Origin of the sequence: Pandoraea horticolens, assembly GCF_902459555.1 — a bacterium.
GTDB classification, from domain to species: Bacteria; Pseudomonadota; Gammaproteobacteria; order Burkholderiales; family Burkholderiaceae; genus Pandoraea; species Pandoraea horticolens.
In genome coordinates, this window is record NZ_CABPSM010000001.1 from 703,783 (window position 1) to 728,622 (window position 24,840).

At 62.9% G+C, this 24,840-nt stretch carries 24 protein-coding genes and 1 pseudogene; 12 read left to right on the forward strand and 13 right to left on the reverse strand.

The genetic code is table 11. The features are described 5' to 3' along the window. Nucleotide 1: 1 nt before the first annotated feature. The 5 genes from PHO31112_RS03250 to PHO31112_RS03270 form a co-directional block, all read right to left on the reverse strand. The gene (locus PHO31112_RS03250; RefSeq protein ID WP_246177643.1) at nucleotides 2-940 is read right to left on the reverse strand and encodes an ABC transporter substrate-binding protein; all 939 of its coding nucleotides are present in this window, start codon (nucleotides 938-940) and stop codon (nucleotides 2-4) included. A gap of 39 nt (nucleotides 941-979) precedes the next feature. Continuing rightward, the gene (locus tag PHO31112_RS03255) at nucleotides 980-1,675 is read right to left on the reverse strand and encodes an ABC transporter ATP-binding protein (protein ID WP_150619152.1); all 696 of its coding nucleotides are present in this window, start codon (nucleotides 1,673-1,675) and stop codon (nucleotides 980-982) included. After that, nucleotides 1,675-2,805 (reverse strand): porin, encoded by a 1,131-nt coding sequence (locus PHO31112_RS03260; RefSeq protein ID WP_150619153.1) that lies wholly within the window; start codon nucleotides 2,803-2,805, stop codon nucleotides 1,675-1,677. The genes PHO31112_RS03255 and PHO31112_RS03260 overlap by 1 nt, the downstream gene beginning before the upstream one ends. Before the next feature lie 167 nt (nucleotides 2,806-2,972). Then, entirely contained in the window at nucleotides 2,973-4,274 is a 1,302-nt protein-coding gene (locus PHO31112_RS03265; RefSeq protein WP_150619154.1) for an ATP-binding protein, read from the reverse strand. 3 nt (nucleotides 4,275-4,277) lie between these two features. Continuing rightward, on the reverse strand, nucleotides 4,278-4,982 hold the full coding sequence (locus PHO31112_RS03270) for a response regulator (protein WP_174995488.1): 705 nt from the start codon (nucleotides 4,980-4,982) through the stop codon (nucleotides 4,278-4,280). A gap of 253 nt (nucleotides 4,983-5,235) precedes the next feature. Between PHO31112_RS03270 and PHO31112_RS03275 the strand changes: the two genes are divergently transcribed. Then, entirely contained in the window at nucleotides 5,236-6,111 is an 876-nt protein-coding gene (locus tag PHO31112_RS03275) for a MipA/OmpV family protein (RefSeq protein WP_174995490.1), read from the forward strand. A 40-nt stretch (nucleotides 6,112-6,151) separates the two neighbouring features. Next, nucleotides 6,152-7,258, forward strand: coding sequence for an SDR family oxidoreductase (locus PHO31112_RS03280; protein WP_150619157.1), 1,107 nt, complete (start codon nucleotides 6,152-6,154; stop codon nucleotides 7,256-7,258). A gap of 85 nt (nucleotides 7,259-7,343) precedes the next feature. Here PHO31112_RS03280 and PHO31112_RS03285 read toward each other — a convergent pair whose 3' ends face one another. Genes PHO31112_RS03285 through PHO31112_RS03295 form a run of 3 tightly spaced genes read right to left on the reverse strand, consistent with a single transcriptional unit; the run spans nucleotide 7,344 to nucleotide 10,124 of the window. Continuing rightward, nucleotides 7,344-8,252 (reverse strand): LysR family transcriptional regulator, encoded by a 909-nt coding sequence (locus PHO31112_RS03285; RefSeq protein ID WP_150619158.1) that lies wholly within the window; start codon nucleotides 8,250-8,252, stop codon nucleotides 7,344-7,346. Between the two features lie 45 nt (nucleotides 8,253-8,297). Beyond that, on the reverse strand, nucleotides 8,298-9,293 hold the full coding sequence (locus tag PHO31112_RS03290) for a carbohydrate kinase family protein (RefSeq protein ID WP_246177646.1): 996 nt from the start codon (nucleotides 9,291-9,293) through the stop codon (nucleotides 8,298-8,300). A 48-nt stretch (nucleotides 9,294-9,341) separates the two neighbouring features. After that, on the reverse strand, nucleotides 9,342-10,124 hold the full coding sequence (locus PHO31112_RS03295) for a sulfite exporter TauE/SafE family protein (RefSeq protein WP_150619159.1): 783 nt from the start codon (nucleotides 10,122-10,124) through the stop codon (nucleotides 9,342-9,344). Between the two features lie 152 nt (nucleotides 10,125-10,276). Here PHO31112_RS03295 and PHO31112_RS03300 point away from each other — a divergent pair, with 152 nt between their 5' ends. Together PHO31112_RS03300 and PHO31112_RS03305 are read left to right on the forward strand one after the other, a co-directional pair. Then, complete coding sequence (locus tag PHO31112_RS03300; protein WP_246177653.1) at nucleotides 10,277-11,206, forward strand: LysR family transcriptional regulator; 930 nt, start codon at nucleotides 10,277-10,279, stop codon at nucleotides 11,204-11,206. Nucleotides 11,207-11,423: 217 nt separating this feature from the next. Further along, complete coding sequence (locus PHO31112_RS03305) at nucleotides 11,424-12,836, forward strand: methyl-accepting chemotaxis protein (protein ID WP_150619160.1); 1,413 nt, start codon at nucleotides 11,424-11,426, stop codon at nucleotides 12,834-12,836. A 96-nt stretch (nucleotides 12,837-12,932) separates the two neighbouring features. On the opposite strand, the gene PHO31112_RS03310 is transcribed toward PHO31112_RS03305, so the two are convergent. The 4 genes from PHO31112_RS03310 to PHO31112_RS03325 form a co-directional block, all read right to left on the reverse strand. Then, a complete protein-coding gene (locus tag PHO31112_RS03310) occupies nucleotides 12,933-13,262 on the reverse strand; it encodes a hypothetical protein (protein WP_246177656.1) in 330 nt (109 codons plus the stop codon). Between the two features lie 584 nt (nucleotides 13,263-13,846). Next, nucleotides 13,847-13,984 carry an entericidin A/B family lipoprotein gene (locus PHO31112_RS03315; protein WP_039374867.1) on the reverse strand — a complete coding sequence of 46 codons (138 nt, stop codon included), beginning with the start codon at nucleotides 13,982-13,984 and terminating at the stop codon, nucleotides 13,847-13,849. Nucleotides 13,985-14,069: 85 nt separating this feature from the next. Beyond that, on the reverse strand, nucleotides 14,070-14,276 hold the full coding sequence (locus PHO31112_RS03320) for a CsbD family protein (protein WP_150619161.1): 207 nt from the start codon (nucleotides 14,274-14,276) through the stop codon (nucleotides 14,070-14,072). A 179-nt stretch (nucleotides 14,277-14,455) separates the two neighbouring features. Beyond that, entirely contained in the window at nucleotides 14,456-15,919 is a 1,464-nt protein-coding gene (locus PHO31112_RS03325; protein WP_174995492.1) for a sensor histidine kinase, read from the reverse strand. Nucleotides 15,920-16,188: 269 nt separating this feature from the next. On the opposite strand from PHO31112_RS03325, the gene PHO31112_RS03330 reads away from it, so the two are divergent. The 8 genes from PHO31112_RS03330 to PHO31112_RS03365 all read left to right on the forward strand — a co-directional run bounded on the left by PHO31112_RS03330 (nucleotide 16,189) and on the right by PHO31112_RS03365 (nucleotide 23,240). Further along, nucleotides 16,189-16,365, forward strand: coding sequence for a DUF1328 family protein (locus tag PHO31112_RS03330; RefSeq protein WP_010804454.1), 177 nt, complete (start codon nucleotides 16,189-16,191; stop codon nucleotides 16,363-16,365). Nucleotides 16,366-16,463: 98 nt separating this feature from the next. Then, a complete protein-coding gene (locus PHO31112_RS03335) occupies nucleotides 16,464-16,625 on the forward strand; it encodes a DUF1328 domain-containing protein (RefSeq protein WP_010804453.1) in 162 nt (53 codons plus the stop codon). Nucleotides 16,626-16,927: 302 nt separating this feature from the next. Then, nucleotides 16,928-17,569: a response regulator gene (locus tag PHO31112_RS03340; RefSeq protein ID WP_150619163.1), complete on the forward strand. Its 642-nt coding sequence runs from the start codon at nucleotides 16,928-16,930 to the stop codon at nucleotides 17,567-17,569. 19 nt (nucleotides 17,570-17,588) lie between these two features. Continuing rightward, nucleotides 17,589-18,011 carry a response regulator gene (locus PHO31112_RS03345; RefSeq protein ID WP_150619164.1) on the forward strand — a complete coding sequence of 141 codons (423 nt, stop codon included), beginning with the start codon at nucleotides 17,589-17,591 and terminating at the stop codon, nucleotides 18,009-18,011. A gap of 360 nt (nucleotides 18,012-18,371) precedes the next feature. Further along, the gene (locus PHO31112_RS03350; RefSeq protein ID WP_150619165.1) at nucleotides 18,372-19,406 is read left to right on the forward strand and encodes a methionine ABC transporter ATP-binding protein; all 1,035 of its coding nucleotides are present in this window, start codon (nucleotides 18,372-18,374) and stop codon (nucleotides 19,404-19,406) included. Further along, nucleotides 19,396-20,049 carry a methionine ABC transporter permease gene (locus PHO31112_RS03355; protein WP_010804449.1) on the forward strand — a complete coding sequence of 218 codons (654 nt, stop codon included), beginning with the start codon at nucleotides 19,396-19,398 and terminating at the stop codon, nucleotides 20,047-20,049. Before PHO31112_RS03350 ends, PHO31112_RS03355 begins: the two co-directional genes overlap by 11 nt. Before the next feature lie 61 nt (nucleotides 20,050-20,110). Continuing rightward, nucleotides 20,111-20,923: a MetQ/NlpA family ABC transporter substrate-binding protein gene (locus PHO31112_RS03360; RefSeq protein WP_150619166.1), complete on the forward strand. Its 813-nt coding sequence runs from the start codon at nucleotides 20,111-20,113 to the stop codon at nucleotides 20,921-20,923. Between the two features lie 424 nt (nucleotides 20,924-21,347). Beyond that, the gene (locus tag PHO31112_RS03365) at nucleotides 21,348-23,240 is read left to right on the forward strand and encodes a GGDEF domain-containing protein (protein ID WP_150619167.1); all 1,893 of its coding nucleotides are present in this window, start codon (nucleotides 21,348-21,350) and stop codon (nucleotides 23,238-23,240) included. Between the two features lie 276 nt (nucleotides 23,241-23,516). Here PHO31112_RS03365 and PHO31112_RS03370 read toward each other — a convergent pair. Continuing rightward, nucleotides 23,517-24,819, reverse strand: a pseudogene (locus tag PHO31112_RS03370) (APC family permease). Between the last annotated feature and the right edge of the window lie 21 nt (nucleotides 24,820-24,840).

The window sequence follows — 24,840 nt, forward strand, 5'->3', positions numbered from 1 at the left end:
GTCAGTGCTGGCCGTTGAGTTTGGCGAAACGTGCCAGGACATCGGCGCGCGAAGCGCTCGACGATTGCGCGTCGCCCTGCGGCAGCAAGCGCAGATCCTTGAACGAGGCGCGCTTGATCGCGATGTCCTCGCGCGCGGGAATCAGCCACGCCTCGGCAACCATCTGCTGACCTTCGTCCGAGAGCACGTAGTCGATGAACTGACGCGCTTCGCTCTGCTGCTTCGATGTGTTCAGGATCATCATCGGACGTGGTGCGATGACCGTGCCGCTCGTCGGAAAGATGACCTTCACTGCTTCGCCGTTCGACGCCGCCGCGTAGGCAACGTAATCGACCGCGCCGAACACGGCAGCCTTCGCGCCTTGCAGCACCGGGTTGAGCGCCTGGGCGTTCGGGCCCGAGACGACCATGCCGTTGTGCTTGAGATCCTCGAAGAGCTTCCAGGCTTCGCCGCCCAGACGCGCTTGCAGACCCAGCAACAGATCCGCCGATGCGCCCGACAGCGCCGGGTCCGGCATCGTCACGAGATTGCGGTAGGCCGGCTTGGTCAGATCGCGCCAGTCGTGCGGTTCGGGCGTGCCCGACCTGGCGTTCCAGACGATGCCGAGCGCCGAGAGACCCTGGGCGACGTAGTGCGGCGTCTTGAACGGGCCGGGCACGCGCGCGGCGTTGGCGCTCTGGAACGAGGCGAGCCAGCCGCGCTTCTCGAGATCCTGCGCGGTGTCCCACGAGGCGGAGATGAGAACATCGGCACGCGGGTTGGCCTGTTCGGCCTCGATGCGCGCCATCACCTTGCCGGTGGTGGCTTGAAACACATCGACTTTGATGCCGGTCTTCTTCTCGAAACCTGTAGCGAGCTTCTTGCTGAGGTTGCCGGGGCCGGCGGTATAGACGGTCAGCGCATGCGCGTGTTGTACGCCGACGCTTGCAGCAAAGGCCATGGTGAGTGTCGCGATAATTTTGCGGTGAAACATTATGGGCTACCTCGTAATACGTTTGTCAACGCGCCCGTGGGCGAGGATCACGATCTGGTCGGCCAGCGCCTCGGCTTCGTCGCGGTCGTGTGTGACGTAGACGGCGGTGGTGCCAAGACGCGAGAGCAGCGCCCCGATATCGGTGCACAAACGTGTGCGCAGATCGCGGTCGAGGTTGGATAGGGGTTCGTCGAACAGCAACAGACGCGGGGCCGAGACGATGGCGCGCGCGAGCGCAACGCGCTGTTGCTGGCCGCCCGAGAGCGCCTGTGGTCTGCGGGCGCCCAGCCCGGCCAGACCGACGAGAGAGAGCGCGTCTTCCACACGGTCGCTGCGCTCGGCGCGTTTGATACCGCGCATCTCGAGCGGGAACGCCACGTTGGCGGCCACGCTCATGTGCGGCCACAGCGCGTAGTCCTGAAACACCATGCCGAGCGAGCGCCGCTCGGGGGCGTGGCAAATGCTGTCGCTGGCGACGACCGTATCGTCGAAACGGATTTCGCCCCCGGTGGGGGCGAGCAGGCCGGCGAGCAGCTTGAGCAGGGTACTTTTGCCGCAGCCCGACGGGCCGAGCAGGGCGGTCGTGGTGCCGGCCGGGACATCGAGGTCGATGCCGTCGAGTACGCGCGTTGCACCGAACGTCTGGTGCAGCGCGCGCAGCGACACGGACACGCCCTGCGAAGCGCGAGTGTCGCTCGTCATCAGAACGTGTGCTTGATACCGGCCATCGTACCGAACTGGTTCTTGCCGGCGACCACGTTGCTGCCGAAACCGTTCAGACCGAGGTCGGACCCGTTGCGGTTTACGACATAGCCGAGATTGACGTAGACGTCGGTACGCTTCGAGAAGTTGTAGTCGGCGCTGACCTGGAACGACAACGGGTCGCGGTTCGTTCCGTAGAAGTCCTGATACATGGCCGTGGCCGACAGGTCGAGCGCCGGCATGGCGTGCCACGTCGTACCCAGCCAGTAGTAACCCGACGCTTCCACCGGGCTCTTGTTCAGGGCCGAGAGATGGATCGCCTTGGCGTTCAGGTAGCGATAACCCACATACAGATCGACGTTTTGCAGCGAGTACTGCACAGCGGCGGCGATACGGCGATCGATGTTGCCTTCATAGCCGCCGACCTTCGGGGTCATAGCCGCATTGAGCAGCGTCGAGCCGCCGTTCTTCTGATCGTAAGCGAGCACGAACGATAGCGGACCGCTCGCATAGCGCACACCCGCGTCGACGACTTGTGCCCGGCGGTTGTCGCCCGGCGTAGCGCTGCCGAAGCTCACGTCGTCATAGCCCTTCGAGTACTGGACCATGCCTTCGAACGCACCGAGCTTGGCCGTATAGCGAAGGCTATTGTCCAGACGGTCGGAGAACGCCGTGTCCTGCATCTTGATGGCGTACACGGCGTTGTTGAGCGGGTTGAATTTGCTCACCCAGTCAAGGAACACGCCGCCCTGGCGGCCGATCGTGAAGGTGCCGAACGAGCTGTTCGACAGGCCGACGTAGGCCAGACGGCCGAACTCGCGGCCGCCCTGGAGCGACTGACCGTTGCCGAGGTTGAAGCCGTTCTCGAGCAGGAACAGGGCCTTGTTGCCACCGCCGAGGTCTTCAGTGCCCTTGATGCCCCAGCGCGAACCGGCGAGGTTGCCCGAGGTGACGCGTGTCAGGTTGACGGTGTTGCCGGCGGCGGTCTTGTCGGCGTTGGTGAGGAATTCGACGCCCGAGTCGATCAGCCCGTAGAGCTGAACGTTGGACTGGGCCAGAGCGGGCACGGGCAGGCTGCTGGCGAACGCCAGGCAGCACCCCGCCGCCGCAATGCGGAAGTTGGGTTTCATTACAAGGTCCTCTTTGGGATTAGATTGAGCCACCAATGTAGGCGGTCAACATGTCGTGAACATGACAATCCATCGTCATCCGAAAGGATGTAGCAATGCAAACGGCCGGCGAATCGTTCGCCGGCCGCAAGGTTTGGGATCGAGGTGTGCCCGAGGAGGCCCTGGCGTCAGCCTGTGGAGGTGCCTGGGAGCGTGATGGTGAATCGCGCGCCGCCAAGCGGCGACGTGTCGACGCCAACGTGGCCGCCATGCAGCAGCGCGATGCGTCGCACGATGGCGAGCCCCAGACCGAAGCCGCCCGTCGCGCGGTTGCGACTGCTGTCGAGCCGGTGGAAGGGTTCGAAGATACGGGCGCGCTCAGGTACGGGCACGCCTTCGCCGTCGTCGTCGACGTAGATCATGACGTCGCCGCCTTCGCAGGTCTTCGCGCCGCAAACGATGCGTCGCGAGGTATGACGCATCGCGTTGTTGAGCAGGTTCTGTACGGCGCGCGCGAGCAGCTTGGGTTCGACTTCGACGCAATCCGCACCGGGTTCGGCGGCAATGTCGAGCGCAATCGAACGCGCCGCCAGCACTTCGGTGCAATTCGCCGCGAGACTGTCGAACATCAGGCGTAGCGAGACGGCGTGACGCGTGGGTGGCACCGTGATCTGGTCCAGCCGCGCGAGCGAGAGCAGTTCGGTGACCAGTTCGTCGAGTTCGCGGATGTCTCCTTTGAGCGCGTTGATGCGCTCATGGGCGTCGCCGTCATGGCGGCGCTGCTGAAGAATTTCCAGCCCGAAATCGAGGCGTGCGATCGGTGTGCGCAATTCATGCGACACCGCGTTGATCATGTCTTTCTGTGCCTTGATGGAGCGATCGATACGCTCGGCCATCGTATTGAAGACGTGTACTAGCGAGCCGAGATTCGAGAAGCGAGACACTCTAGCCCGCGAGTTGAAGTCGCCTTCTCCGAAGCGGATCGCGGCGCGATTGAGCGACTGCAAATCGCTCCAGTACCATCGAACCCAGGCCAGCACGCCGACCAGCATGAGCAGCGCGAGCAACGCGTAGGCGAGGTAGTTGATCTGCTTCAGATTCAGGTCGGTGGCGCTCTCGTAGGAGAGCACCCATTCGGAGTTGTGCAATCGAACCGCGATGTGCTCGCCCTGGGTATCGTTCACGATCGGCAGGCCGGCTTCGAGTTGCGGCCGCGCATACTCGCGTTCGAGCTTGAAGCCCTTGAGCGGCACGATCTCCATCTTGTCTTTGCCCTTGCTCTCGAATTCGGCAATGAACGCCGGCCACTTCGACTCGGGAATCTTCGAGAGAGACTCGTTGATGAGCCACACGTACGCACCTAACTGCGCTTGCGTGGAGCGGTTCATGAGGTCGTAGAACAGGTAACCGAAGGTGTGCTGGATCAGCAGAATCGCGGCCACAAGCGAGATGCCGACGAGCAGGTACAACTTCAAAATAACGCGGAACATGGCTCAGCCCTCCCAGGCAGACGGGCTGAACAGATAGCCGCGTCCCCAGACGGTTTTGATACGTTGCGGCTCACCGTCGGTGTCCTCGAAGCGTTTGCGCAACCGGTAGATGCCCACGTCGACCGTGCGGTCGATGCCGTCGAATTCAATGCCGCGCAACTGTTGCAGAATCTCGTCGCGCGTGACCACGCGTCCGGCGCTGCGCGCCAGAATCAGCAGCAGGCTGAATTCGTTGGATTTCAGTTCCACGGGCATGCCGCGCCAGAACACCATGCGATCGCGCGGCACGATGCGCAACAGACCGAACGCCAGCCCGTCGTCGTTTGCGATTTCCACCTCGGCGCTCGGCACGGCACGCCGTAACAGCGCCCGCAACCGCGCGAGCAACAGCCGCGGTTCCACCGGCTTCACGACGTAATCGTCGGCCCCGACCTCCAGACCGGCGACCTGATCGTAAGTGTCTTCACGCGCTGTGAGGATGAGGATCGGCGTGGTGCTCACCGCGCGCAACTGGCGGCAGATTTCCATGCCGTCCATGCCGGGCAGCATCAGATCGAGCACCACGATATCCGGTGAAAACGCGCGGAAGCGCTCCAAAGCGCGCGCGCCATTGGCAACGACCATGACTTCGAAGCGATAGGCGTGCAGGTATTCCGTGACAAGCGCGGCCAGCCGCGCATCGTCTTCGACAAGCAAGACACGGTACATGGCCGTATTCCTTTCGTGTTGTGCCGTGCCGCACACGCTCGGCGGCACTCCCGTGATGCGCATTCTACTGCCCCGGAGCCCCGCCGGGCGGGCGTTTCAAACCTGTGAACAAATGAAAACACTTGTTCACAACTCTCCTAAATCAGGTAACAGCCAGGCAGACGCTTCGCGCCTACCATGCGCTCACCTTGCGATCCGTGCGCAGATTGCAATTTCCCGACACCAGAAACGCATCGAATATTGTAGGAGTGCCATGAAAGGTCGCTACCCCCGTCACACCCGCCGCAATCGCCATCTCCCCTGTCTTGCGGCAAGCGCTGCGGGGCTGCTGCTGGCGGGCGCTGCATCGCATGCCTTGGCGGTCGAGCCCGCGCGATACAGCGGCATTCAGCCTGACCAGAGCCTGCCGACGCAGGCACCGGAAAGTGGCTACGAATTCACGATCGGCGGCGGTGTGGGCTACTCCCCTCGCTACATGGGCAGCGACGAGTACCGCGCCACACCGGCTCTCAACCTTGCGCTGCAAACGCCCTATGGCGTGTTCGTGGGGCTGGGCGGCATCGGCTATCGACTCTCGCTGCCGGCGGGCTTCTTCGTGTCTGCGGCGCTCTCGTACGACGAAGGGCGCAAGGATAGGGCCAAGGGGCTCGACTCCGGCTCGGACAAGCTGCGGGGCATGGGCGACATCAAGGGCTCGGTCTTCACCACGCTGCAAGCCGGTTACGCGATAGGGGATCTGGCCGTCGTGAGCGTGGCGACGGATATCCCGCTGACCCATCGCGATCGCGGCAATGTCTACCGCTTTGCCGTGGACAGCGTGCTTTTCAAGTCGCCCACGGACTCGGTCGGTGTCGGGGCCACGGCGCACTTTGCCAGCGGCAAGTATGCGCAGACCTATTTCGGCGTGAGTGCCAATCAGAGCCTCAATTCGGGCTATCGCCAGCACGCGGCGGGTGGCGGGCTTTACGGCGTGAGCCTCACGGCGAATTGGACGCACAACTTCACCAAGCACTGGAGCACCACGGTGGCCGGCGGCGTCATGCGCTACACGGGCAATGCGTCGAAGAGCCCCATCGTATTCAACAAGACCAACTATCAGGTCGCCGCAACGCTCGACTACACGTTCTGACGAACGCGTCGCGGTTGCGTTTTTCTGCGAGGCCAAAGCCATGCGAATTCTCGTCACCGGCAGTACCGGTTTTGTGGGCGGCGCCGTTGTCGCCCAGCTTCTCAACGACGGATTCGGTCCGTCGCTGTTGCTTCTCGTGCGCGCCCGCACCAGCAGCGATGGTCTGGCTCGCGTGCGCGCCGCAATGGATCGCTTTCGCGTTGCAGCCGTGCATCGGCTCGCGCTCGGCGAAGCGAACATCGTGTGCGGCGACCTCGCACATCCGGTCTCGTTCGAAGACGACCCGCGCATGCGTAGCGTCACGCATGTCGTTCACGCCGGGGCGATTGCGTCCTTTTCCGCGCATCCGCAACTCGACACCGTCAACGTCGCCGGCACACTGGCACTCGCCCGCGCGGTCGCGGCGTCGCCGGTGCTCGAGCGCTTTGTGCACGTTGGCACTGCCATGGCGTGTGGCGATTCGCTCTCGGGGCTGGTTCGCGAGTCGCACGATCTGGCGCTCACGGATCATCAGGTCGTGCCTTACACCGCGTCGAAGGCCGAAGCCGAACGGCGCCTGCGCCGCGAGTGGCCCGGCCTGCCGCTGGTGATTGCACGGCCCTCCATCGTCGTGGGCCATACGCGCCTCGGGTGCGAGCCGTCTGGCAGCATTTTCTGGATGTTCCGCATGGTGCAGTTGCTTGGCGCATTCACCTGCGGTCTCGACGACCGGCTCGATGTGGTGCCTGTGGATTTCTGCGCCAACGCGCTGATCGATCTCGCGTTCCTGCCGCATTTGCGTCACGACCTGTATCACGTCTCGGCCGGCGAGGGCGGCACGCGCACGATTCGCCAGATCGAGGCGGCATTGGCGAAGGCTCGCGGCGTGGCGCCCCTGGGCGAGCGTTTCCAGCATATCGGTGAAGCTGAGATTGCTCGCCTGACGCCCGCGTTGGCCCGTCAGTTGGGGCACGGCAACAGCCGTCTGATGGCGAAGGCGTTGCGTCGATATGGCGCGTTTGCGGCACTCGATTACGTGTTCGACAACCGTCGTCTACTGTCCGAAGGGACACCCCCGCCGCTGCCCGTCACCGATTATCTGGAGGTCTGCGTGCGCTCGTCGGAAGCGACCTCGGTGGCCGAGCAAATGGCTTGGGATTTCAAATGAGGCCGTAGGAGATCGGTCTGACGCGCCGGTCCGGCGGGCGATGCGACGAGTGCCGTGCAGCGTACGATGGGGTCGCTGTCGCGTGTCACCGCAGCGCAGCCGGACCGGAGGCGTCCCCCGCGAAGCACTGGGCGAGAAAGCGCTCCGTGGGACGCGACAGGGCATCGGCGTGCGGCACGAGTGCGGTGAGCAAACGCTTGAGACCGTGCGGCGGATCGATACGCACCGAAGCGAGTGCGGCATCTTCATGCCGCATCGACATCGCCGAGACGAAGCCCACACCCATGCCCGCCCGTACCGCCTCCTTGATACTCTCCACCCCCGCCAATTCCAGCGCCACGCGCGGCGTGAGCCCGGCCACCGAGAACGCGCGGGCCACCAGTGCCCGCACCCCCGACCCCGGTTCGCGAAGGATCAGCGGATATTCGGCGATGGCCTGTAACGACGCCCCTTCCGGTTGTTGCGCCAGCGGATGATCGACACGCGCAATCGCAACGACCTCGTCGTCGCGCCACGGACGCACCGCGATCTCCGGAGACAAGCCCGGTGGCACCGCACCCTCGATGAAGGCAACGTCGAGACGGTCGAGCTGCGCCACGATTTCGCTGGTGTTGCCGTCGACGATGTGCAGGGCCACGGCGGGGTAGCGTTGATGGAATTCCGCGATCACGTAGGGCAGCAGGTAACTGGCCGGCGTCGTGCTCGCGCCGATGCGCAGCGCCCCGGTTTCCATGCCGCGCAGGCCGTCGCGCAACGCGAGCGCCTGACGGTAGTCCTGCCGCAATTTGTTGGCGTACACCGCGACCTGCTCACCCACGGCTGTCAGCCGGATACCGCGTCCGTCGCGTCGATACAGCGGCTCGCCAAACGATTCCTGCAACAACCGCAATTGTCCGGAGACTGCGGGCTGCGATAGGTGCAGCGCCTGCGCCGCGTGGCTGATGTTGCCCAGTTCGGCGACCGTCGCGAAGGTCAGCAGTTGGTCCGGCGTCATGTCGAATTCATCGGCTATAGTGATAATTGGTTCTCATCATAGCCATTATTTGGATAATTGACTCGACGACGTGCCGTGACCGCGTTGCGCGGCGATGAGGGCTTCCACCGCCTGCCAATCCGGCGCATGGGCGCCCGTGCGCGTGCAGGCCAGGGCAGCGGCGGCAGCCGCGCGGCGCAAGTGACGGCCAAGGGGCGCGCCGGGCTCGCGCGACAGACTGGCCAGCCAGCCGCCGATGGTGGCGTCGCCCGCACCCACGGTGTCTGCCACGTCGACGTGGTATGCCGGTTGGACGAGCGCTGTGCCGTCGGGCAGAAGCAATCGCATGCCGCGTTCGCCGTCCGTCAGCAATATCGATGCTTGCGGTGCGATACGACAGACTTCCGCCAACGCATCGTCATCCGGACGACCGGGGTAAAGTCCGCGCAGGTCTTCCATCGAGAGCTTGAGCCACGTCGCAAGCTTTGCCATCTGCGTGAATGTGGCGAGATATCCGGGGCCCATCAGATTGCGAAGGTTCGGATCGAAGCTGATGGCGATACCGCGCGCATGCAACTGCGCGGCCAGTGACACGAGCGTGCCCGCCAATGGCTCTCGCACGAGGCTGATGCAGCCGAAATGCGCGACGTGAGCGGCGTCTTGCCAGCCGGACGGCAGCGTGCCGGGATCGAAGGCGAGATCGGCGGCGCCTTCGCCAAGAAAGAAGTACGCGGGCGGATCGTGACGGTGCACGACGGCCACGAGCGGCGGCGCATCGACCGGCTGCAAGTACCGTTCGTCCAGTCCGGCAGCGCGGGAGAGCGCGAGCAGTTCGGTGCCGAACGGCGCATGGGTACTGATCGCGCCACCGTACCCGGTTGCCACGCCCATCGCCGCGCTCACGCGCGCGACATTCCAGCACGCACCCCCCGCACGACTCACCCACTGGCGACCGTTGCCGCCGGGTTGACGAATCAGATCGGTGAGGGCTTCGCCGAAGACGAGCAAGGCGGGCAGCGACATGAGGTGAGGGCCGTGTGTGATGAGCAAGGCCGTCAGCATACCCGCTGCCGGCGCGCTTCGGGCGCCGGGCAAATCGACGCATCAGTGTTATCGGCTGCGTATCAGGAGCGCAACGCCCGCCGCCAGCACGACGAGATTCACTGCCCTCACGAACTGCTGGCGAGAGAGTCGCAGCGTAATGTGCTTGCCAAGCCACATGCCGGCCATCATCGCTGGTGCCAGCGATACCGCTGTCACAAACATCGACAGGTTGGCGTAGACGCCGGCAAACAGGAAGAGTGCGGCGCGTGCCAGGGTACTGAGGCCGATGAGCGTCGCCTGCGTCACCTGCATGGCTTCCACACGTTCGAGACGGCTCGTCAGATAGATCGCGAAGAGAAAGCCGCCGCTACCGAACATCGCCCCGAACATGCCGCCTAACGCCCCGAACGGTACCGCCCACGCCTGCGACAGACGCAATTTTGCGCGCGGCCCGAACAGCGAGAACACGGCATAGCAGCAGATGAACCACGCCAACGAACGCAACAGAACCTCGGGCTGCAATTTCAACAGGAGCACTGCGCCCGCGAGACTTCCGGCGATGATCGCGGGCACGAGACGGCGTAGTTCATCGACGTCTGCCGCGCGTGCGTTGCGTACGACGTTGCCCGACGCCGCACCGAAGTCGAGCAAGGCCAGCATCGGTATGATTTGGGCGACGGGCATCGCGTAGGCGAGCGCGGGGCTCGCGACGAGCGCAGTGCCGAAGCCCGCGATGCCGAAGATGACGTAGGCCACGACGAGCGCGGCGCTCATCAGCAACCAGTGACCCGGTGTGGGAAGTGCGGCGACAAGTGTGTCGAACAGGGGCAGGGAAAACGTGGAAAGCATGGTGACGGACGAAGTGACGAAGTGACGAAGTGAGATGAGAGAGGCGCAGCCTGACGAAGCAAGCAGGGTGTGCGCAGGTTTTCCGTCAGCATAGGGCCGCGTACCGGGCCCGCGCCAATATAGAATGTGGCGATATTCGATCTCGAAACGGCATGGTCATGGTGTCGCTGCGGCAGTTGCGGTATTTCCTCGAAGTGGTCGACGCCGGTGGATTTAGTGCGGCGGCCGAACGTTTGTTCGTCGCGCAATCGGCGCTAAGCCGCCAGATCTCGGAACTCGAACGGGAATTGCAGGCGGTGTTGCTTGAGCGCTCGTCAAAAGGCGTGACGCTCACGCCTGCCGGCCGCACGTTCCTGAACGAGGCGCGGCGCGTGCTGACCGAACTCGAAGGATCGGTGGCGCTCACGCGCAGCGTGGCGCGCGGCGAGCAGGGCACCGTACGGCTGGCGCACTCCAGCTCGGTGCCGTTCGCCGGGGCGTTGCCCGCTGCGCTGTATGCGCATCTTCAGGCCAATCCCGGTGTGAGCGTCGATGTCTCGACACTATCCTCCGAACAGCAGCAGGACGAGATCGAGGCCGGTCGTATCGATCTGGGGCTGGTGCGACTGCCGGTGCTGCGCCCGGCGGCTTCGCTCGTGTGCGAAATCATCTCGCAGGAGCGTTTGCTGCTGCTCGTGCCGCCGGGTCATGCGCTCGCGCGCGAGGCGTCGGTGAGTGTGGCGGCGCTGGCCGCCGAGCCGTTTGTCTCGCTGCCGCACCGGGAGCGTGGCGGATTGAGCTACCGCGTTGCGCAGTTGTGCCAGCAGCACGGCTTCTTCCCGAAGGCCGCCGTGGCGACGTCGCGCAAGGCGACGCTGGTCAATCTGGTCGCGGCAGGATTCGGTGTGGCCATCGTGCCGCAAAGCCTCGCTGCCATGGCCGGGCCGGACGTGCGGCGCGTGGCGCTCGACGACGCAAACGCCGACAGCGAAATCGCGTTGCTGCATCGCCGCGACGCGGGTGGGCTGGTCATGGCCGTGGGCGAGGCGATGCGTGCCGCGATACGCGCTGCGGCGTCTTCTGGCCGGCTCGCCGGGCAGTAAGTCCTGCGTAAGCCCTGCGTGAGAGGGTGACTTCATAAAGTCGGAAGTGCGGGGGCCGCGGCAAGCGACGAAACCCTCAAGTCGGCCATTTTTTCTCCCGTTATAATTTTCGACACATCAGCGTGCGGCGCGAACGTCTTTCCGGCGTTTTTTGCAGTTCCGGCGGATGTCGTGCCCTCGTCATAACAAGCAGATCAGCGATGCGAGGAGACTGACGATGGGGCTATTCACGCGCACAAGGGGAGCGGCGCAGACCGTCAATATCATGAACGAGGTGGCCACCAACGCGGGCACCCTCGGCGTTGAATTGTGCGACGTCGCCGGTAACGTCGACGAAATCTCGGTTCGAATCAAGCGTCAGGCCGAAGTGTTTCAGGAGCTTCGTCGCGCCGCGACAGACACCAGCGCAGGCAACCAACGCATCGCCAGCGCCGCGCGTGAGGCGCGCGATGTGGCCGATCGTGCAAGCGCGGAAATTTCGGCGTCGCGCAACACGGCAGACGCGTCGCTTGCCTCCATCCACGGCCTGGTGGAAGGCGTATCCGGCATGGCCGGCGAGATCGCCGGGCTGCGCGAAGCGCTCGACCATGTGGGGAAGGTAGCGGAGGGCATTTCGGTCATCGCCCGTCAGACCAATCTGCTGGCGCTCAATGCGGCGATCGAAGCGGCTCGTGCGGGGGGGGCCGGGCGCAGCTTCGCCGTCGTTGCCTCCGAAGTCAAATTGCTTGCCAGCAAGACGGCGGAGGCGACCCAGCAGATCGAGCGCACGCTCGCCGCGCTGGGGGAGCGCACCGAACGCCTGATGCGCGAGAGCAACGCCAACGTCGCCCGCGCCAACGATGCCCGCGAAGGCACCCGCGCCATTGCGAATGTGATCGAGACGGCCGGGACGGCGCTCGACACATTCGATCGTCAAGCCGGGCAGATTGCCGAGGTCAGCGAAGCCATCGAAAACGAGTGCACGACACTCGCCGCGCACGTCGACGAAATGGCCGACGGCGTATCGCATTCGGCGGAACACGTCGAAAGTGCGCGCGAGCGCATCAACGGGCTGCTGTCCGTCTCGGAGCATTTGATCGGGCTGATTGCCGAAGCCGACGTCGAAACGGAGGACACGCCGTTCATTCGCGCCGTGCGCCGGGCGGCCAAGCAGGTGGAGGAGAGTTTCGAGGCGGCGCTGGCCAAGGGCAAGATTAGCGAGCAGGAGCTGTTCGACCGTCGCTACGAGCCGATTCCGGGATCGAACCCGCCGCAGTTGATGGCGCGCTTCACACGCTTTACCGACGAAACACTGCCAGCTATTCAGGAGCCTCTGCTCGGACTCAACGAGCGCATCATCTTCTGCGCCGCTGTCGACGAAAACGGCTATCTGCCGACGCACAACCGCAAGTTTTCACAGTCGCCGACCAACGATCCCGTGTGGAACGCCGCCCACTGTCGTAACCGCCGTCTCTTCAACGATCGCACGGGGGCTGCGGCGGGACGCAATACCAAACCGCTGCTGCTGCAAACCTATCGGCGCGACATGGGGGGCGGGGAGTTCGTGGTGATGAAAGACGCGTCGGCCCCCATCTATGTGAACGGACGTCACTGGGGCGGCTTCCGGATTGCCTACCGGGTTGCGCGCTAAGCGCACGTCACCATTCGTTTCCTGAAAAACAACGCGCCACCGACCTCGCAGTCGGTGGCGCGTTGTACGCTCGGCGGCCGGTTAGCCGGCCGTCGATCAATAGCCATACCAGCGGCCGTGGCGCCAGTAACCGTGACCGTAGTAGGGGCGGCCGTAGTAGGGGCGGCCGTAGTACGGGCGGCCGTAATAGACCGGCGGCGGTGCGCCATAGTAGGCCGGCGCAGGCGCGACATAGACGGGGGGCGGCGCGTAATAGACCGGCGGAGGCGGCGCGACGTATACCGGGGCCGGGGCATACACCGGGCCGGGGATGACCAGCGGTACGCCAATACCGATACCGACCGAGATGTGAGCCTGCGCCGTACCGATCGCACCCGCGGCGAGCGCGATACCGGCGATGGCAAGGGCGGCAAACTTGGTTTTCATGACATTTCTCCTGCGGACTAGGCGGCGTACTGATGACAGCGCCCGAACGGCACCATGCCGTTCGACGCGCCTGGTGCCCGCCGGCACCCTGGTTCGTCACATTTCCCTGACTAAACTCTACTGAAGTTCCGAAACGCAGGCGTGGCGCAATTGTTGCAAAGTATGCGCATTGACACGGCATGGGGAACGTTCGGGCGTAGAAAAGCAGCCGTCAAACGTGTGAATTTGATGCTTATTCTATTCAAAATCAATGGTTTGCGCTCTTTCCAACTGGCGCGCTAGAAGGTGGCGGCCGGGTGCAGGCATGCCGCCTCGGGCGACACTTGTTACATTCATTTACAAGGGGGCGGGCGGCGTGTGGCGCAAAAACAGCGGCAGATGCCGCGCTCGCGGCATCTGCCTGCTGTCGGCGTCTCTCGTATCCTCAAGACGCTGGCGCGTCCCTGCCAAACCGGATCGGCCTTAGCGTTGATCTAAATTTTGGGCAATCGCTGGAGTTATTCGCGCGAATGCGCCTTCGCATCCGTCACACAAGCGTTCTTGCTGTTGCCCGTCAGGCAGCCGCGTTCAGGCGATATGCCGCGTTACTTATTGCGATCGGCTGCGCCCTGGATGGCCTCGCCACCCTTTTCGACGTCCTTGCCCGCGCCGTGAATGGTGTTGCAGCCGGCGAGACCCAGCGCGAAGCCGGAGAGCAGTGCAATGGCGATCAATCGTTTCATTTTGATTTCTCCTTTGAGAGAGGATGCCGTCCGAGGCGCGAGGAAAGCGGTGGGGCCGCCTCCCGGTGGGCATGGCGATACTCGCTTACCAGAGATTGTGCCGGTTGTTCCAGGTGTCGACTTCGCGTTCGGCATCGGCCTTGGCCTTGCCATAACGCTCCTGAATCGCGCCCACGAACTTGTCGCGGTTACCTTCGATCTTGAGCAGATCGTCGTCAGTCAGGTTGCCCCACTGCTTCTTGGCTTCGCCCTTCAGTTGACTCCACTTGCCCTTGATCAGATCCGAGTTCATGACAACTCCTTGAGGTTGGGTCCGGGTGTCACCGTACGACAGCGCGCGCAGCTTCGCGCATCGCTACCCTGTCATTACCGCGCCCTCGGGGCGGTAAGTGATTCCATCATAGGGAGTGCGAAACGTTTGCGCTGTCAGTTGGGCCAGCGTCGCGATGTAGGCGGAGTCGGGTTGCGCTGTCAGTGCATTCCGACGGGTGGGGTGGGGGGCTGGGGCGTTTGCGGTGCGGTGCTTTCGGTCACTTCCGTAGCAATGTCCAGCGCATCCGCCGGATTGCACAGCGGCAGCACGACCTGAATCTCGGTACCGAGGCGTTGCGGCAGTGAGTGAATATCGATGCGTCCGCCCTTGGCCGATACGCGCTGGCGCATGCCGAACAGGCCATGTGTCTTGGGCTTGTTGAATTGGTCCGGCGTGAGACCGATGCCGTTGTCGATGACCTCCAGGCGCACACGTTGATCGTCGCACGCCAGCGCGACGCGCACAGCCGTAGCACGCGCATACTTGCCCGCGTTGGTGAGCGATTCCTGCGCTACGCGGAAAAGTGCGATAGCCGTCGACTCAGGCAGCGCGAAGTCTTCTTCCGGCAGATCGAGGTCGAGTTGCCAGTGTTGTTGGTCGGCGGTTTCCTCGGCAAGCGAGCGCAACGCGGTGACAAGGCCGAAGTTGATCAGCACCGTCGGGCGCAGGTTCTCGATGATGCGGCGCTTGGTCTGAATGCCGGAGTCGAGATTGCGCTGCGCACGGGCCAGCTTCTCTGCGATCATCGGATCGGTGTTTCGCAGCTTGTGGTGCGCCCATGTGACATCCATCTTGCAGGCAGTCAGAATCGCGCCGAGTTCGTCGTGCAACTCGCGCGACAGGCGCGTCTTCTCGTCTTCACTGACATTTTGCAAGTGGGTGGCCAGTTCGTCGAGTTGCTCCGTGCGTTCGCGCACGAGCCGGTCCAGGTGTGCCTGCTGTTCGCGCAACTGGTCGCGCGCCAATTCCTCCTGTCGCATCTGCCGGCCGAGCGTGCGGAACAGCAGGATGAACAGCAGGATGGTGAGCACGGAGAGCGCACCGGCGCTCACGGCCGAGATTGCCTGATCGAAGCGTCCGTTGTCCTGCGCGGCACGCGCGCGTGCCAGCTCACGGTTGTACAGATCGGTGATGCCGTTTTGCACGGACTCCATAGTGCCCATGCCGAGGTTGGCGGGCGAGAGTGCCTCTTCCTGGTTTATTCCCCCTTGTTTGATCGCCGCGCGCGCCGTTTCCATGGCCGTGATGCGCTGCGAGAACAACGTCATCACGTCGGCGAATTCCTGCGTCGCCTGCGCATCGCCCACGTTTTCGTAATGCTGGATGACGCGCATTGCGAGATCGCGAATGCGCCGCACGGCCGACAGGTACGGATCGAGATAGATCGCGTCGTTCGTGAGCAGATACCCGCGCTGGCTCGACACCACGGTTGAGGTGCGCGCCATGATCTCGTTGAGTTCGTTGGCTGCGGTCATGGCTTGCAGCGCTGTCTCATAGGTGGAGGCGAGACGTCGGTGCGCCGATTCCAGACCGATCAGGCTCCCGACCGTGATGACGATCGCGGCAATCATGGCGATGATCCAGCTTCGGCGGCGCAGCCAGGACGAAAACAATCGGGGCATGAGGGGGCTTTGTCGGGTGGTTGGGGTGATCCTGCAAGGAATACGGTGGACGAGACGCGCTTTGATCATAAGTCGAAATTCACATCGTTTCGGGAAATGTCAGCGAATTCCTACGCAAAAACCAGCGCCGGCCGGGCAGTCCCGCCCGCGCGCTTTTCCTACCATGCACTTAGTGCTCGATGGGTTGCGCCGCACTATGCAACACGTTGTCAGGCCATCGGGCGCCAGGGACATCTCCGGGAAACGACGAATTAATCAAGGAGAGCGCTATGTTGAAATGGGCTTTGCTATTTGCACTGATCTCGATTGTGGCCGGCCTGTTGGGCTTCACCGGGATCGCCGCCGGTGCTGCCGGGATCGCGAAGATTCTGTTTGTGCTGTTCCTGGTGCTATTCGTGATCTTCCTGCTACTTGGACTGACCATCGCCAAGAAGATGGTTGATTAGACGGTGCGCTGCGGCGCAGGCTGTGGTCTTACGCTGAAGCCGTTCCGTAGTGCGTCGGTTATGCGGCTTATGGGCCGTTCCTATTCAAGGAGGTTGCGATGCTTCACTATGCTGTGGTGTTTTTCGTGATCGCGTTGATTGCCGCCGTTTTCGGCTTCACGGGAATTGCAGCCGGTGCGGCCGAGATCGCGAAGATTCTGTTCTTCGTCTTCCTGGTGATCTTTCTGGTCACGCTGCTCTTTGGGGTGGTCCGGCGATAGACGCGCCTATCTCGTGCAGCGCGCTCGGGCCGGACGGTTTGATCCGCCAGACGGTCCGCCCGGCGCGATGACCTCGCAGCGCGTATTGCGATTGAGAGTTACCGAGAGATGATTCATTATCTGGGCGACTAGGTACCACTACACGGTGCATGCCTGAGGAAATGCCGACGGTCGGGCAAGTGTATGCAAATGCTATACGCGATCTGCTTGAGCGCGAACAGCGGGCGACGACGGCCATGGTCTGCATGTCCAAACGTGTGGACGAGACCATCTGACCGATGGGGACAGTCTCTGGAGCTTAGATGTCATCGACAATAAAAATCCTGATTGCCGACGACCACGCAATCGTTCGTACTGGCTTCAAGCAGTTCATCGCCGACGAGTCGGACATGGCGGTGCTGGGTGAGGCCGCGAGCGGAGACGAAGTGATTCGTGCCGTTCGCGAGGCGTCATTCGATGTCGTGCTGTTGGATATCGCCATGCCCGACAAGAACGGCATCGATACCCTGCGTGTGATCAAGCAATTGCGTCCGGAGCAGGCAGTGCTGTTCCTGTCGACATATCCCGAAGCGCAGTACGCCGTCAATCTGCTGCGTGCCGGGGCGAACGGTTATCTGATGAAGGATGCGCCGCCCGAGGAGATCATTCGGGCGATTCGCACGGTGGCGCGCGGCCACCGCTATGTCAGCGAAGGGACGGCCGATCTGCTCGCGCAAAAGTTGGATCGGCCGATCGACGAGCCGATGCACGAACAACTCTCGGAGCGCGAGTTCCAGGTGTTCTGCAAGCTCGCGCAAGGGCGCACGCCTACGGGAATCGCTGACGAATTGCATCTCTCGGTGAAGACCGTCAGCACGTATCGTGCGCGGGTGCTGGAAAAGATGCATTTGAAAACCAATGCCGACCTGACGCTCTACGCGCTCAAGAACGGTCTGATCAGTTGATAGAAAAGAGAGGCTTGTGATGTCGACCGGGAACGCGGCAACGCTTACGGGGTCCCGTTTGCCCCTCAAGGTGCTGTTGATCGAAGACTCGGCGGTGATTCGCGAGAGCCTGTCCGAAGCGCTCGGCTCGACCGGGATGCTCCAGGTGGCGGGTGTGGCGGAGACTGCCGACGACGCGGTTCGCACCCTCAAGGAGGATTCGTTCGATGCCGTGATCGTCGATATTCAGTTGCGGCGCGGCTCGGGCATGGACGTGCTCTCGTATTTGCACGACGCCGGCATGTTGCCGCACCTCATGGCTATCGTGCTGACGAACTATGCATTGGCAACGTATCGCAAGCGTTGCCAGCAACTGGGCGTGCAGCACTTCTTTGACAAATCGCTGGAATTCGACCGCGTAATCGAAGTGCTCGACGACTTTGCGTCCAGCCGGCAAGCCTGACATTTTCCCATTTCCCGATTTGCCGGTTCGATTCGGCAGCTTCGCCCCCGTCAGCCACCCCCCATTCCCGCTGTACGGGAATGGAGGGGGCGTTAGCGAAATCACCTCACTTTTTCTCGTTTAAGAGGGCAGGTATCCTACTGTGCGCCCATTTCATGCTGCATTGCGGCACGAAGCGATGCCCCCATTTTCGCGCGGCGACGTGATGCGAACTTCAGTTGAAATTCGGTATAAAGAGATCAAATTTTATTATTTTCAACTATTTAGATGCATGGGCTAGAATGTCGCCTTTGCGCTATATACCGGGTCAAGGCGGCGGCACTGCGGGCGGTTTCGGCAGTGGGGCTGCCATTTTTTTGCATGATCGAACTCCAGAACATTACCCAGCGTTTTGCTGGACCCAAGGGGCCGATCGACGCGCTTTCCAAGATTAGCCTGTCGATCGAGCGCGGCGAAGTTTTCGGCATCATTGGTCGAAGCGGCGCCGGCAAGAGCACGCTCGTGCGCGTGATCAACCTGCTTAATCGCCCAAGCGATGGGACCGTGCGCGTTGACGGACAGGACCTGACGTCGTTGTCGTCGGACGATCTGCGTCAGGCGCGCCGCCGCATCGGCATGATCTTTCAGCATTTCAACTTGCTCAGTTCGCGCACCGTCTACGATAACGTGGCGCTGCCGCTGGAGTTGACGGGCATGTCGGGCGCCGAGATTCGGGCGAAGGTGCTGCCGCTGCTCGAACTCGTGGGCCTGATGGCGCAGAAGGATCGCTATCCGGCGCAGATTTCCGGTGGTCAGAAGCAGCGTGTAGGTATCGCCCGCGCGCTGGCGAGCGAGCCGCAGGTGCTGCTGTCGGACGAAGCCACGTCGGCGCTCGATCCCGAGACGACGCGCTCGATTCTCGAATTGCTCAAGCGCATTAATCGCGAACTGGGTCTGACCATCGTGCTGATTACGCACCAGATGGAAGTCATCAAGCAAGTGTGCGACCGAGTTGCCGTACTCGACGCCGGCCGCGTGGTCGAACAGGGCCGCGTGATCGATGTGTTCCTGCGCCCGCACCACGAAGTCACGCGCGCGCTCATCGGCGATGTGATTGCGCAGGAATTGCCCGCAAGTGTTCGCGAGCGTGTCGCTTCGCGCATTGGTAATGGCCACGACCATCTGTATCGTCTGGCGTTCTCCGGCGCAGGCGTGGATCAGCCGCTGCTCTCCGAGGCGATTCGCCGCTACGAACTCGATTTCAATATCCTGCATGGCCAGATCGACGAGATCCAGGGGCAGGCATTCGGATCGCTCGCCGTGATGGCGGGCGGCACCCCGGCCCGTGTGGCCGAAGCCATGGCGTTCCTCGCCAGTCAGGGCGTTGTCGTTGAGGAGCTGAGCCATGTGGAGTGAAATGTTCGATCTGTTCGTCTCCTCGTTCTGGGAGACGCTCATCATGGTCGGGATTTCCGGCCTGATCGGTGCCGTCGTCGGCGTGCCGCTTGGCGTGCTGCTCTATCTGACCGATCGCAACGGCGTGTTGCAGAACCTGCCGACCAATCGCATCGTCGGCATCATCGTCAACGCCGTGCGCTCGACACCGTTCATCATCCTGCTCGTCGCCGTGATTCCGTTCACCCGGCTCATCGTCGGCTCGTCCATCGGTACGATGGCCGCCGTGGTGCCCCTCACCATCGCCGCCGCGCCGTTCGTGGCGCGTCTGGTGGAGACCGCACTGCGCGAGGTCGATCGCGGTTTGATCGAGGCGGCTCAGTCGATGGGCGCGACGACCGGTCAGATCGTCATGAAGGTGCTGCTGCCCGAGGCGCTGCCCGGCATCGTGGCGGGCCTGACGATCACGTTCGTCAGCCTGGTCGGCTACTCGGCAATGGCCGGCGCCATCGGCGGCGGCGGTCTGGGCGATCTCGGCATCCGCTACGGTTATCAGCGCTTCCTGCCGGAAGTCATGATTACCGTCGTGCTGATCCTGATCGTCTTCGTGCAACTGGTGCAGACGTTCGGCGACTGGCTGGTGCGCCGTCTGAGCCATAAGTAATCACGTCCCCTATAACAACGTCGCCGGCGAGCCGGCACTTCACTTACACGCGAGGTTTTCTATGCAACGTCGTACGATTTTCAAACTGCTGGCCGGTGTGGGTGCCGCTACGGTTTTCGCCACGCAATTCGCAGCGCCCGCCGCCGCAGCCGATGCCATCAACCTGAAGGTTGGCGTCACGGGCGGCCCGCACGCTCAGATCTTCGATGAAGTGAAGAAGGTGGCAGCGAAGGACGGCCTGAACATCAAGGTCATCGAATTCAGCGACTACGTGCAGCCGAACGCCGCATTGTCGTCGGGCGATCTGGATGTGAACAGCTACCAGCACCAGCCGTACCTCGATGCCCAAGTGAAGGACCGTGGCTACAAGCTCGAGTCGATCGCCAAGACGGTGATCTTCCCGATGGGCATCTACTCGAAGAAGCTCAAGTCGCTGGCCGATCTGAAGTCGGGCGACAAGGTGTCGCTGCCGAACGACCCGACCAATGGCGGCCGCGCGCTGCTGTTGCTGCAAAAGCAGGGGCTGCTCAAATTGCGCGCCGACGCCGGTCTGAAGGCAACGCCGCTGGACGTGGTGGAGAACCCGAAGAAGCTGAAGTTCGTGGAATTGGACGCCGCACAACTGCCTCGCTCGCTCGACGATGTGGCCGTGGCCGTCATCAACACCAACTTCGCGATGGAAGCCGGTCTGAACCCGAAGCGTGATTCGCTTGCGATCGAAGACGCCAACGGTCCGTACGCCAATGTGCTTGTCATTCGCACGGCCGACAAGAACAAGCCCTGGGTGGCCAAGCTGATCAAGGCTTACCACTCGCCGGAAGTGAAGGCATTCATCGAACAGAAGTTCGGCGGTTCGGTCGTCACGGCCTGGTAAGTTTCGGGGGGGCGCTCCAGCGAATGGAGTCACCCTCAAAAAACGGCAACGCTTTGCGGCGTTGCCGTTTTTTTTCGTCCCCAAGCCAGCGGCGCATCCCGCTGGCGCGAGCATTCTCGTCAGGCGAGATGCCGGGGCGGGCGCATGGAGTCGGGATGTGTGGCAATTCCGGCACTGTCACGGTTCTGTCAAATAACGGCGATAGCCTGAGTGTCAACTAAAAGAGGGTGCCTGCGGGCACCGTCACAAGACGCGGACATGGGCCACAGAGCAGCTACCGCACGCGAAGCACGGGGAACACGGGTGAGACACTTCATCGGAGCGCACTTGCCTTCGGCGCGCCTATTCGCGCCCGACATATGCCCGCACAACGCATTGCGGTTTGCATGATGGCGGCGCACCGCACCGACTTACGGAGTCTCAGTTGAACCCTCCCCCGCCTGTCGCGATACGTCCGTCGGAGCGCTTTGACATCCCCGGCGCTTCGCGCGATGCGAAATCCCCGTCTGCCAATTCTTCCGCGCCTTATGCCGCCCCCGACGAGAGCGTATTGCTCGCCGAGCTTTGCGAGGGTATCGGTCTGACCTGCGTGTTTCAACCGATTCTCGATTTCCGGACGTCGGAAATCGCCGGTTATGAGGGGCTGGTGCGAGGGCCCGCCGGCACGTCGATTCACTCGCCGATGGCGCTGTTTGCCGCCGGGCGCCGTCACGGCCTGATCGGTCCGCTCGAACTGGCCTGCCGCCGTGCGGTGCTGCGGGGGTTCGTCGAGCAGGATCTGCCGGAGCGTTTGTTCCTGAACATCGGTCCTGTCACCCGTGCGCAACCTGGCGGCGGTGTGATCGAATCGCTGGGTCTCGACGAGACGTTTGCCATGCTCCAGTCGCTGCGCCTCGCGCCCGAGCGCGTGGTGCTCGAACTCACGGAGCATGCCCCCACCCTCGATCTTGCGAGCACGCGGGCATCGCTCACGGCCTATCGCGCGCTGGGTTTCGAGGTCGCGCTCGACGACATGGGCGAAGGCTACGCCAGCCTGAGACTGTGGTCCGAGTTGCGGCCCGATTACATCAAGATCGACCGGCATTTCGTGGACGGCATCGACACCGATACCCTTAAGCTCCAGTTCGTGCGCTCGATGCGCCAGATCGCGGAGACCAGTGGCACGCGAGTCATTGCAGAAGGCATCGAACACGCGGAAGAACTGCAAGTGGTGCGCGATCTCGGCATCTTCCTGGGTCAGGGGTATTTCATTGCACGCCCCGAAGCGCAGCCGCAACGCGCAATCACGGCCAACGTGCAAGATGTCGTGAACGAGCGCCGTGCCTATGTCCACCAGCAGCCGAGTCAACTGGGCTCGGGTAACGTGACGCTCGAGCGCATCGCCGCCTATGTCGAACCTGCCTCGCCCGATACTCGTAGCGAAGACGTGGTAGCGCGTTTCGAGAGCGACCCGGCGCTGGAGGTATTGCCGGTGGTCGAGCGTGATCGCGCGGTGGGACTGATCGGACGGGCCTCGCTCATCGGCCGGTTTGCCCGGCCCTTCACGCGCGAGCTTTACGGTCGCAAGCCATGCTCGGCCGTCATGGAGCCGCGCCCCCTCACGTTCGACAAGAGTGCGCGCATGGAAGACCTGAGCCGCATGATTGCCGAAGGGGCGAGCCGGCAGATTACGGCCGGTTTCATCGTGACGGATCAGGGGCGCTATTTCGGCGTGGCGCAGGGGCATGCCCTCATGCGCCACATTACTGATATGCAGCTTGACGCGGCGCGTTACGCGAACCCGCTCACGCTGCTGCCGGGCAATGTGCCGATTGACGACTACATGGATCGCATGATCGGCGAGCGCCAATCGTTCCATGCCTGCTATGTCGACCTCGACAACTTCAAGCCTTTTAACGATATGTTCGGCTACCGTCGCGGCGACGATCTGATTCAGCTCGTTGCGCGTGTGCTCATGGCCGTGCGCAATCCTGAGCGAGACTTCCTCGGGCACATCGGGGGCGACGACTTCCTGATTCTGTTCCGCAGTCCCGACTGGGAGGCGCGTTGCCGCGAAGCGCTCACGCGTTTCGGCGAGGCGGTGACGGAGTATTTCCATCCGGACCAGATTGCGGCTGGCGGGTTCGAGGCGGAAGATCGCCGTGGCATGGTCATCTTCCACCCGATCACGAGCCTGTCGATTGGCGTGGTGGCTGTTACGCCCGAGAGCTTTCCCTCGCACGTGGAGGTTTCGGCCGCAGCGGCCGATGCCAAGAAGATGGCCAAGCGTGCGCTCGGCAACAGCCTGTTCATCGAGCGCCGGCGCGCGCACCGGTGAGCGCTGGGCAGAGCCTTGTATAAAAAAATGAAAACGGTCCGCTGGACGACCTCGCAATTAGCGCGGCGTCAGAGTTTGAGTGGAGAGTCGAGAAGCGGGGAAGGTGTCGGTGGAAGTGCTGAGAGCGTGGAGGGGGATGGACCGGGGCGCCTTTCTGCAGCGAGTTGGGTTTATGTCTGAGAGGCGGAAAGGGGCCCCGGTCCATCGGGGGGGAGGTGTTGAGGGCATCTCTCCGGACGCAAATTCTTCGTTAGAAGATGGGGTAACGTTGCGTGCTTAATGCGCGAGTGCGGGCATGCCCTCCATGTCGGCGGTGTCACGCTCACGTTCCTGGCTGAGGTACGGGGTGCGCCAGCCGGCCTTTACGCCCCAGTGATAGGAGGCGAGCGTCAACGACGCCACGATCACCATGTCCCAGCCATATGGCAGCAGGCCGATACCGCCGAATTCGTTGCTGCCGGTATACGAGCACAGCGCCACGACCACCAGCATGATGATCTGGCTGGCAAGCGGCCAGCGAGTCCCAGCCACGGAAGAAGAACATGAAGACGAACGAGGTCGCCAGATTGAACCACATGGCCTGGCGCGGCACGCCGTACAGCGGATGCACGCGGCCGAAGATCTCGGGCAAGGTGCGATTTCGCTCCATGGCGTAGATCATGCGGCTCGTGGTGGCCCTATAGGTGGTGCCGGTGCCGCTCGGGCTAAGGAACGCGTCGAAGTACAGCACGATAACGAGCCAGTTCAGGCCGAGCGCAATCGCCAGTTCGGCGAACGGCGAGCTGAAGCTCACCCTATGCCAGCCCCCCATTAGTTGCTCAGGCGAGAGTGCACCGATGAAGGCCACTTGCAGCAGCAAATAGATGACGGTCGCGAGCAGAATCGAGCCCGACCACCGCAAACGGGATGCTGCGGCCCGGATTGCGCGCTTCGCCCGCGAGGTTCACTGGACTCTGGAAGCCGTTGAACGCAAATACGATGCCCGACGTGGCGACTGCCGTCAGCACGGCCGACATACCGTTCGGCGCGAAACCGCCGTGTTCCGCCAAAGTGAAGTTGCCCGGATGGAAGCCCGCGATCATCAGACCCGCAATCGTCAGGGCCGGAATCGCGAATTTGAACAGTGTGATCGCCGTATTGGCGCGTGCAAAGAGCTTCACGCCCCAATAGTTCAGCATGAAGTAGACGATGACGAGCAGCGCGGAGAGGGCAAGGCCGCCTGCGGTGAGCGGCCGTCCACGAACAGGTTATGCGCCCAGTCGTACGGCCACGTGCTCATGTACTGAATCGACGCTTCGGCCTCGATCGGAATCACCGACACGATGGCAATCCAGTTCGCCCAGGCGGCGATGAAGCCGACCAGACTGCCGTGTGAATAGCGGGAATAGCGGGAATAGCGCACCATGCCGCCCGACTCGGGGAACATCGCCCCAAGTTCGGCATAGGTGAGTGCAATGGCCAGAATGACGACAGCGCCGATAATCCAGGCGAAAAGGGCGGCAGGGCCAGCGATCTTGGCAGCCTTCCAGGCGCCGAACAGCCAGCCGGAGCCGATGATCGAGCCAAGACCGGTCAACATCAGGGCGAACGGCCCGATCAG

What these genes read in the sequence shown, in the direction of transcription:
- PHO31112_RS03275 (WP_174995490.1), top strand. Translation starts at nt 5,236, where the DNA reads ATGAAAGGTCGCTACCCCCGTCACACCCGCCGCAATCGCCATCTCCCC.
- PHO31112_RS03345 (WP_150619164.1), top strand. Translation starts at nt 17,589, where the DNA reads ATGTCGACCGGGAACGCGGCAACGCTTACGGGGTCCCGTTTGCCCCTC.
- PHO31112_RS03270 (WP_174995488.1), bottom strand. Translation starts at nt 4,982, where the DNA reads ATGTACCGTGTCTTGCTTGTCGAAGACGATGCGCGGCTGGCCGCGCTT.
- PHO31112_RS03315 (WP_039374867.1), bottom strand. Translation starts at nt 13,984, where the DNA reads ATGAAACGATTGATCGCCATTGCACTGCTCTCCGGCTTCGCGCTGGGT.
- PHO31112_RS03350 (WP_150619165.1), top strand. Translation starts at nt 18,372, where the DNA reads ATGATCGAACTCCAGAACATTACCCAGCGTTTTGCTGGACCCAAGGGG.
- PHO31112_RS03290 (WP_246177646.1), bottom strand. Translation starts at nt 9,293, where the DNA reads ATGCTGACGGCCTTGCTCATCACACACGGCCCTCACCTCATGTCGCTG.
- PHO31112_RS03265 (WP_150619154.1), bottom strand. Translation starts at nt 4,274, where the DNA reads ATGTTCCGCGTTATTTTGAAGTTGTACCTGCTCGTCGGCATCTCGCTT.
- PHO31112_RS03360 (WP_150619166.1), top strand. Translation starts at nt 20,111, where the DNA reads ATGCAACGTCGTACGATTTTCAAACTGCTGGCCGGTGTGGGTGCCGCT.
- PHO31112_RS03280 (WP_150619157.1), top strand. Translation starts at nt 6,152, where the DNA reads ATGCGAATTCTCGTCACCGGCAGTACCGGTTTTGTGGGCGGCGCCGTT.
- PHO31112_RS03260 (WP_150619153.1), bottom strand. Translation starts at nt 2,805, where the DNA reads ATGAAACCCAACTTCCGCATTGCGGCGGCGGGGTGCTGCCTGGCGTTC.
- PHO31112_RS03285 (WP_150619158.1), bottom strand. Translation starts at nt 8,252, where the DNA reads ATGACGCCGGACCAACTGCTGACCTTCGCGACGGTCGCCGAACTGGGC.
- PHO31112_RS03300 (WP_246177653.1), top strand. Translation starts at nt 10,277, where the DNA reads ATGGTCATGGTGTCGCTGCGGCAGTTGCGGTATTTCCTCGAAGTGGTC.
- PHO31112_RS03305 (WP_150619160.1), top strand. Translation starts at nt 11,424, where the DNA reads ATGGGGCTATTCACGCGCACAAGGGGAGCGGCGCAGACCGTCAATATC.
- PHO31112_RS03355 (WP_010804449.1), top strand. Translation starts at nt 19,396, where the DNA reads ATGTGGAGTGAAATGTTCGATCTGTTCGTCTCCTCGTTCTGGGAGACG.
- PHO31112_RS03255 (WP_150619152.1), bottom strand. Translation starts at nt 1,675, where the DNA reads ATGACGAGCGACACTCGCGCTTCGCAGGGCGTGTCCGTGTCGCTGCGC.
- PHO31112_RS03335 (WP_010804453.1), top strand. Translation starts at nt 16,464, where the DNA reads ATGCTTCACTATGCTGTGGTGTTTTTCGTGATCGCGTTGATTGCCGCC.
- PHO31112_RS03340 (WP_150619163.1), top strand. Translation starts at nt 16,928, where the DNA reads ATGTCATCGACAATAAAAATCCTGATTGCCGACGACCACGCAATCGTT.
- PHO31112_RS03310 (WP_246177656.1), bottom strand. Translation starts at nt 13,262, where the DNA reads ATGAAAACCAAGTTTGCCGCCCTTGCCATCGCCGGTATCGCGCTCGCC.
- PHO31112_RS03330 (WP_010804454.1), top strand. Translation starts at nt 16,189, where the DNA reads ATGTTGAAATGGGCTTTGCTATTTGCACTGATCTCGATTGTGGCCGGC.
- PHO31112_RS03250 (WP_246177643.1), bottom strand. Translation starts at nt 940, where the DNA reads ATGGCCTTTGCTGCAAGCGTCGGCGTACAACACGCGCATGCGCTGACC.
- PHO31112_RS03320 (WP_150619161.1), bottom strand. Translation starts at nt 14,276, where the DNA reads ATGAACTCGGATCTGATCAAGGGCAAGTGGAGTCAACTGAAGGGCGAA.
- PHO31112_RS03325 (WP_174995492.1), bottom strand. Translation starts at nt 15,919, where the DNA reads ATGCCCCGATTGTTTTCGTCCTGGCTGCGCCGCCGAAGCTGGATCATC.
- PHO31112_RS03295 (WP_150619159.1), bottom strand. Translation starts at nt 10,124, where the DNA reads ATGCTTTCCACGTTTTCCCTGCCCCTGTTCGACACACTTGTCGCCGCA.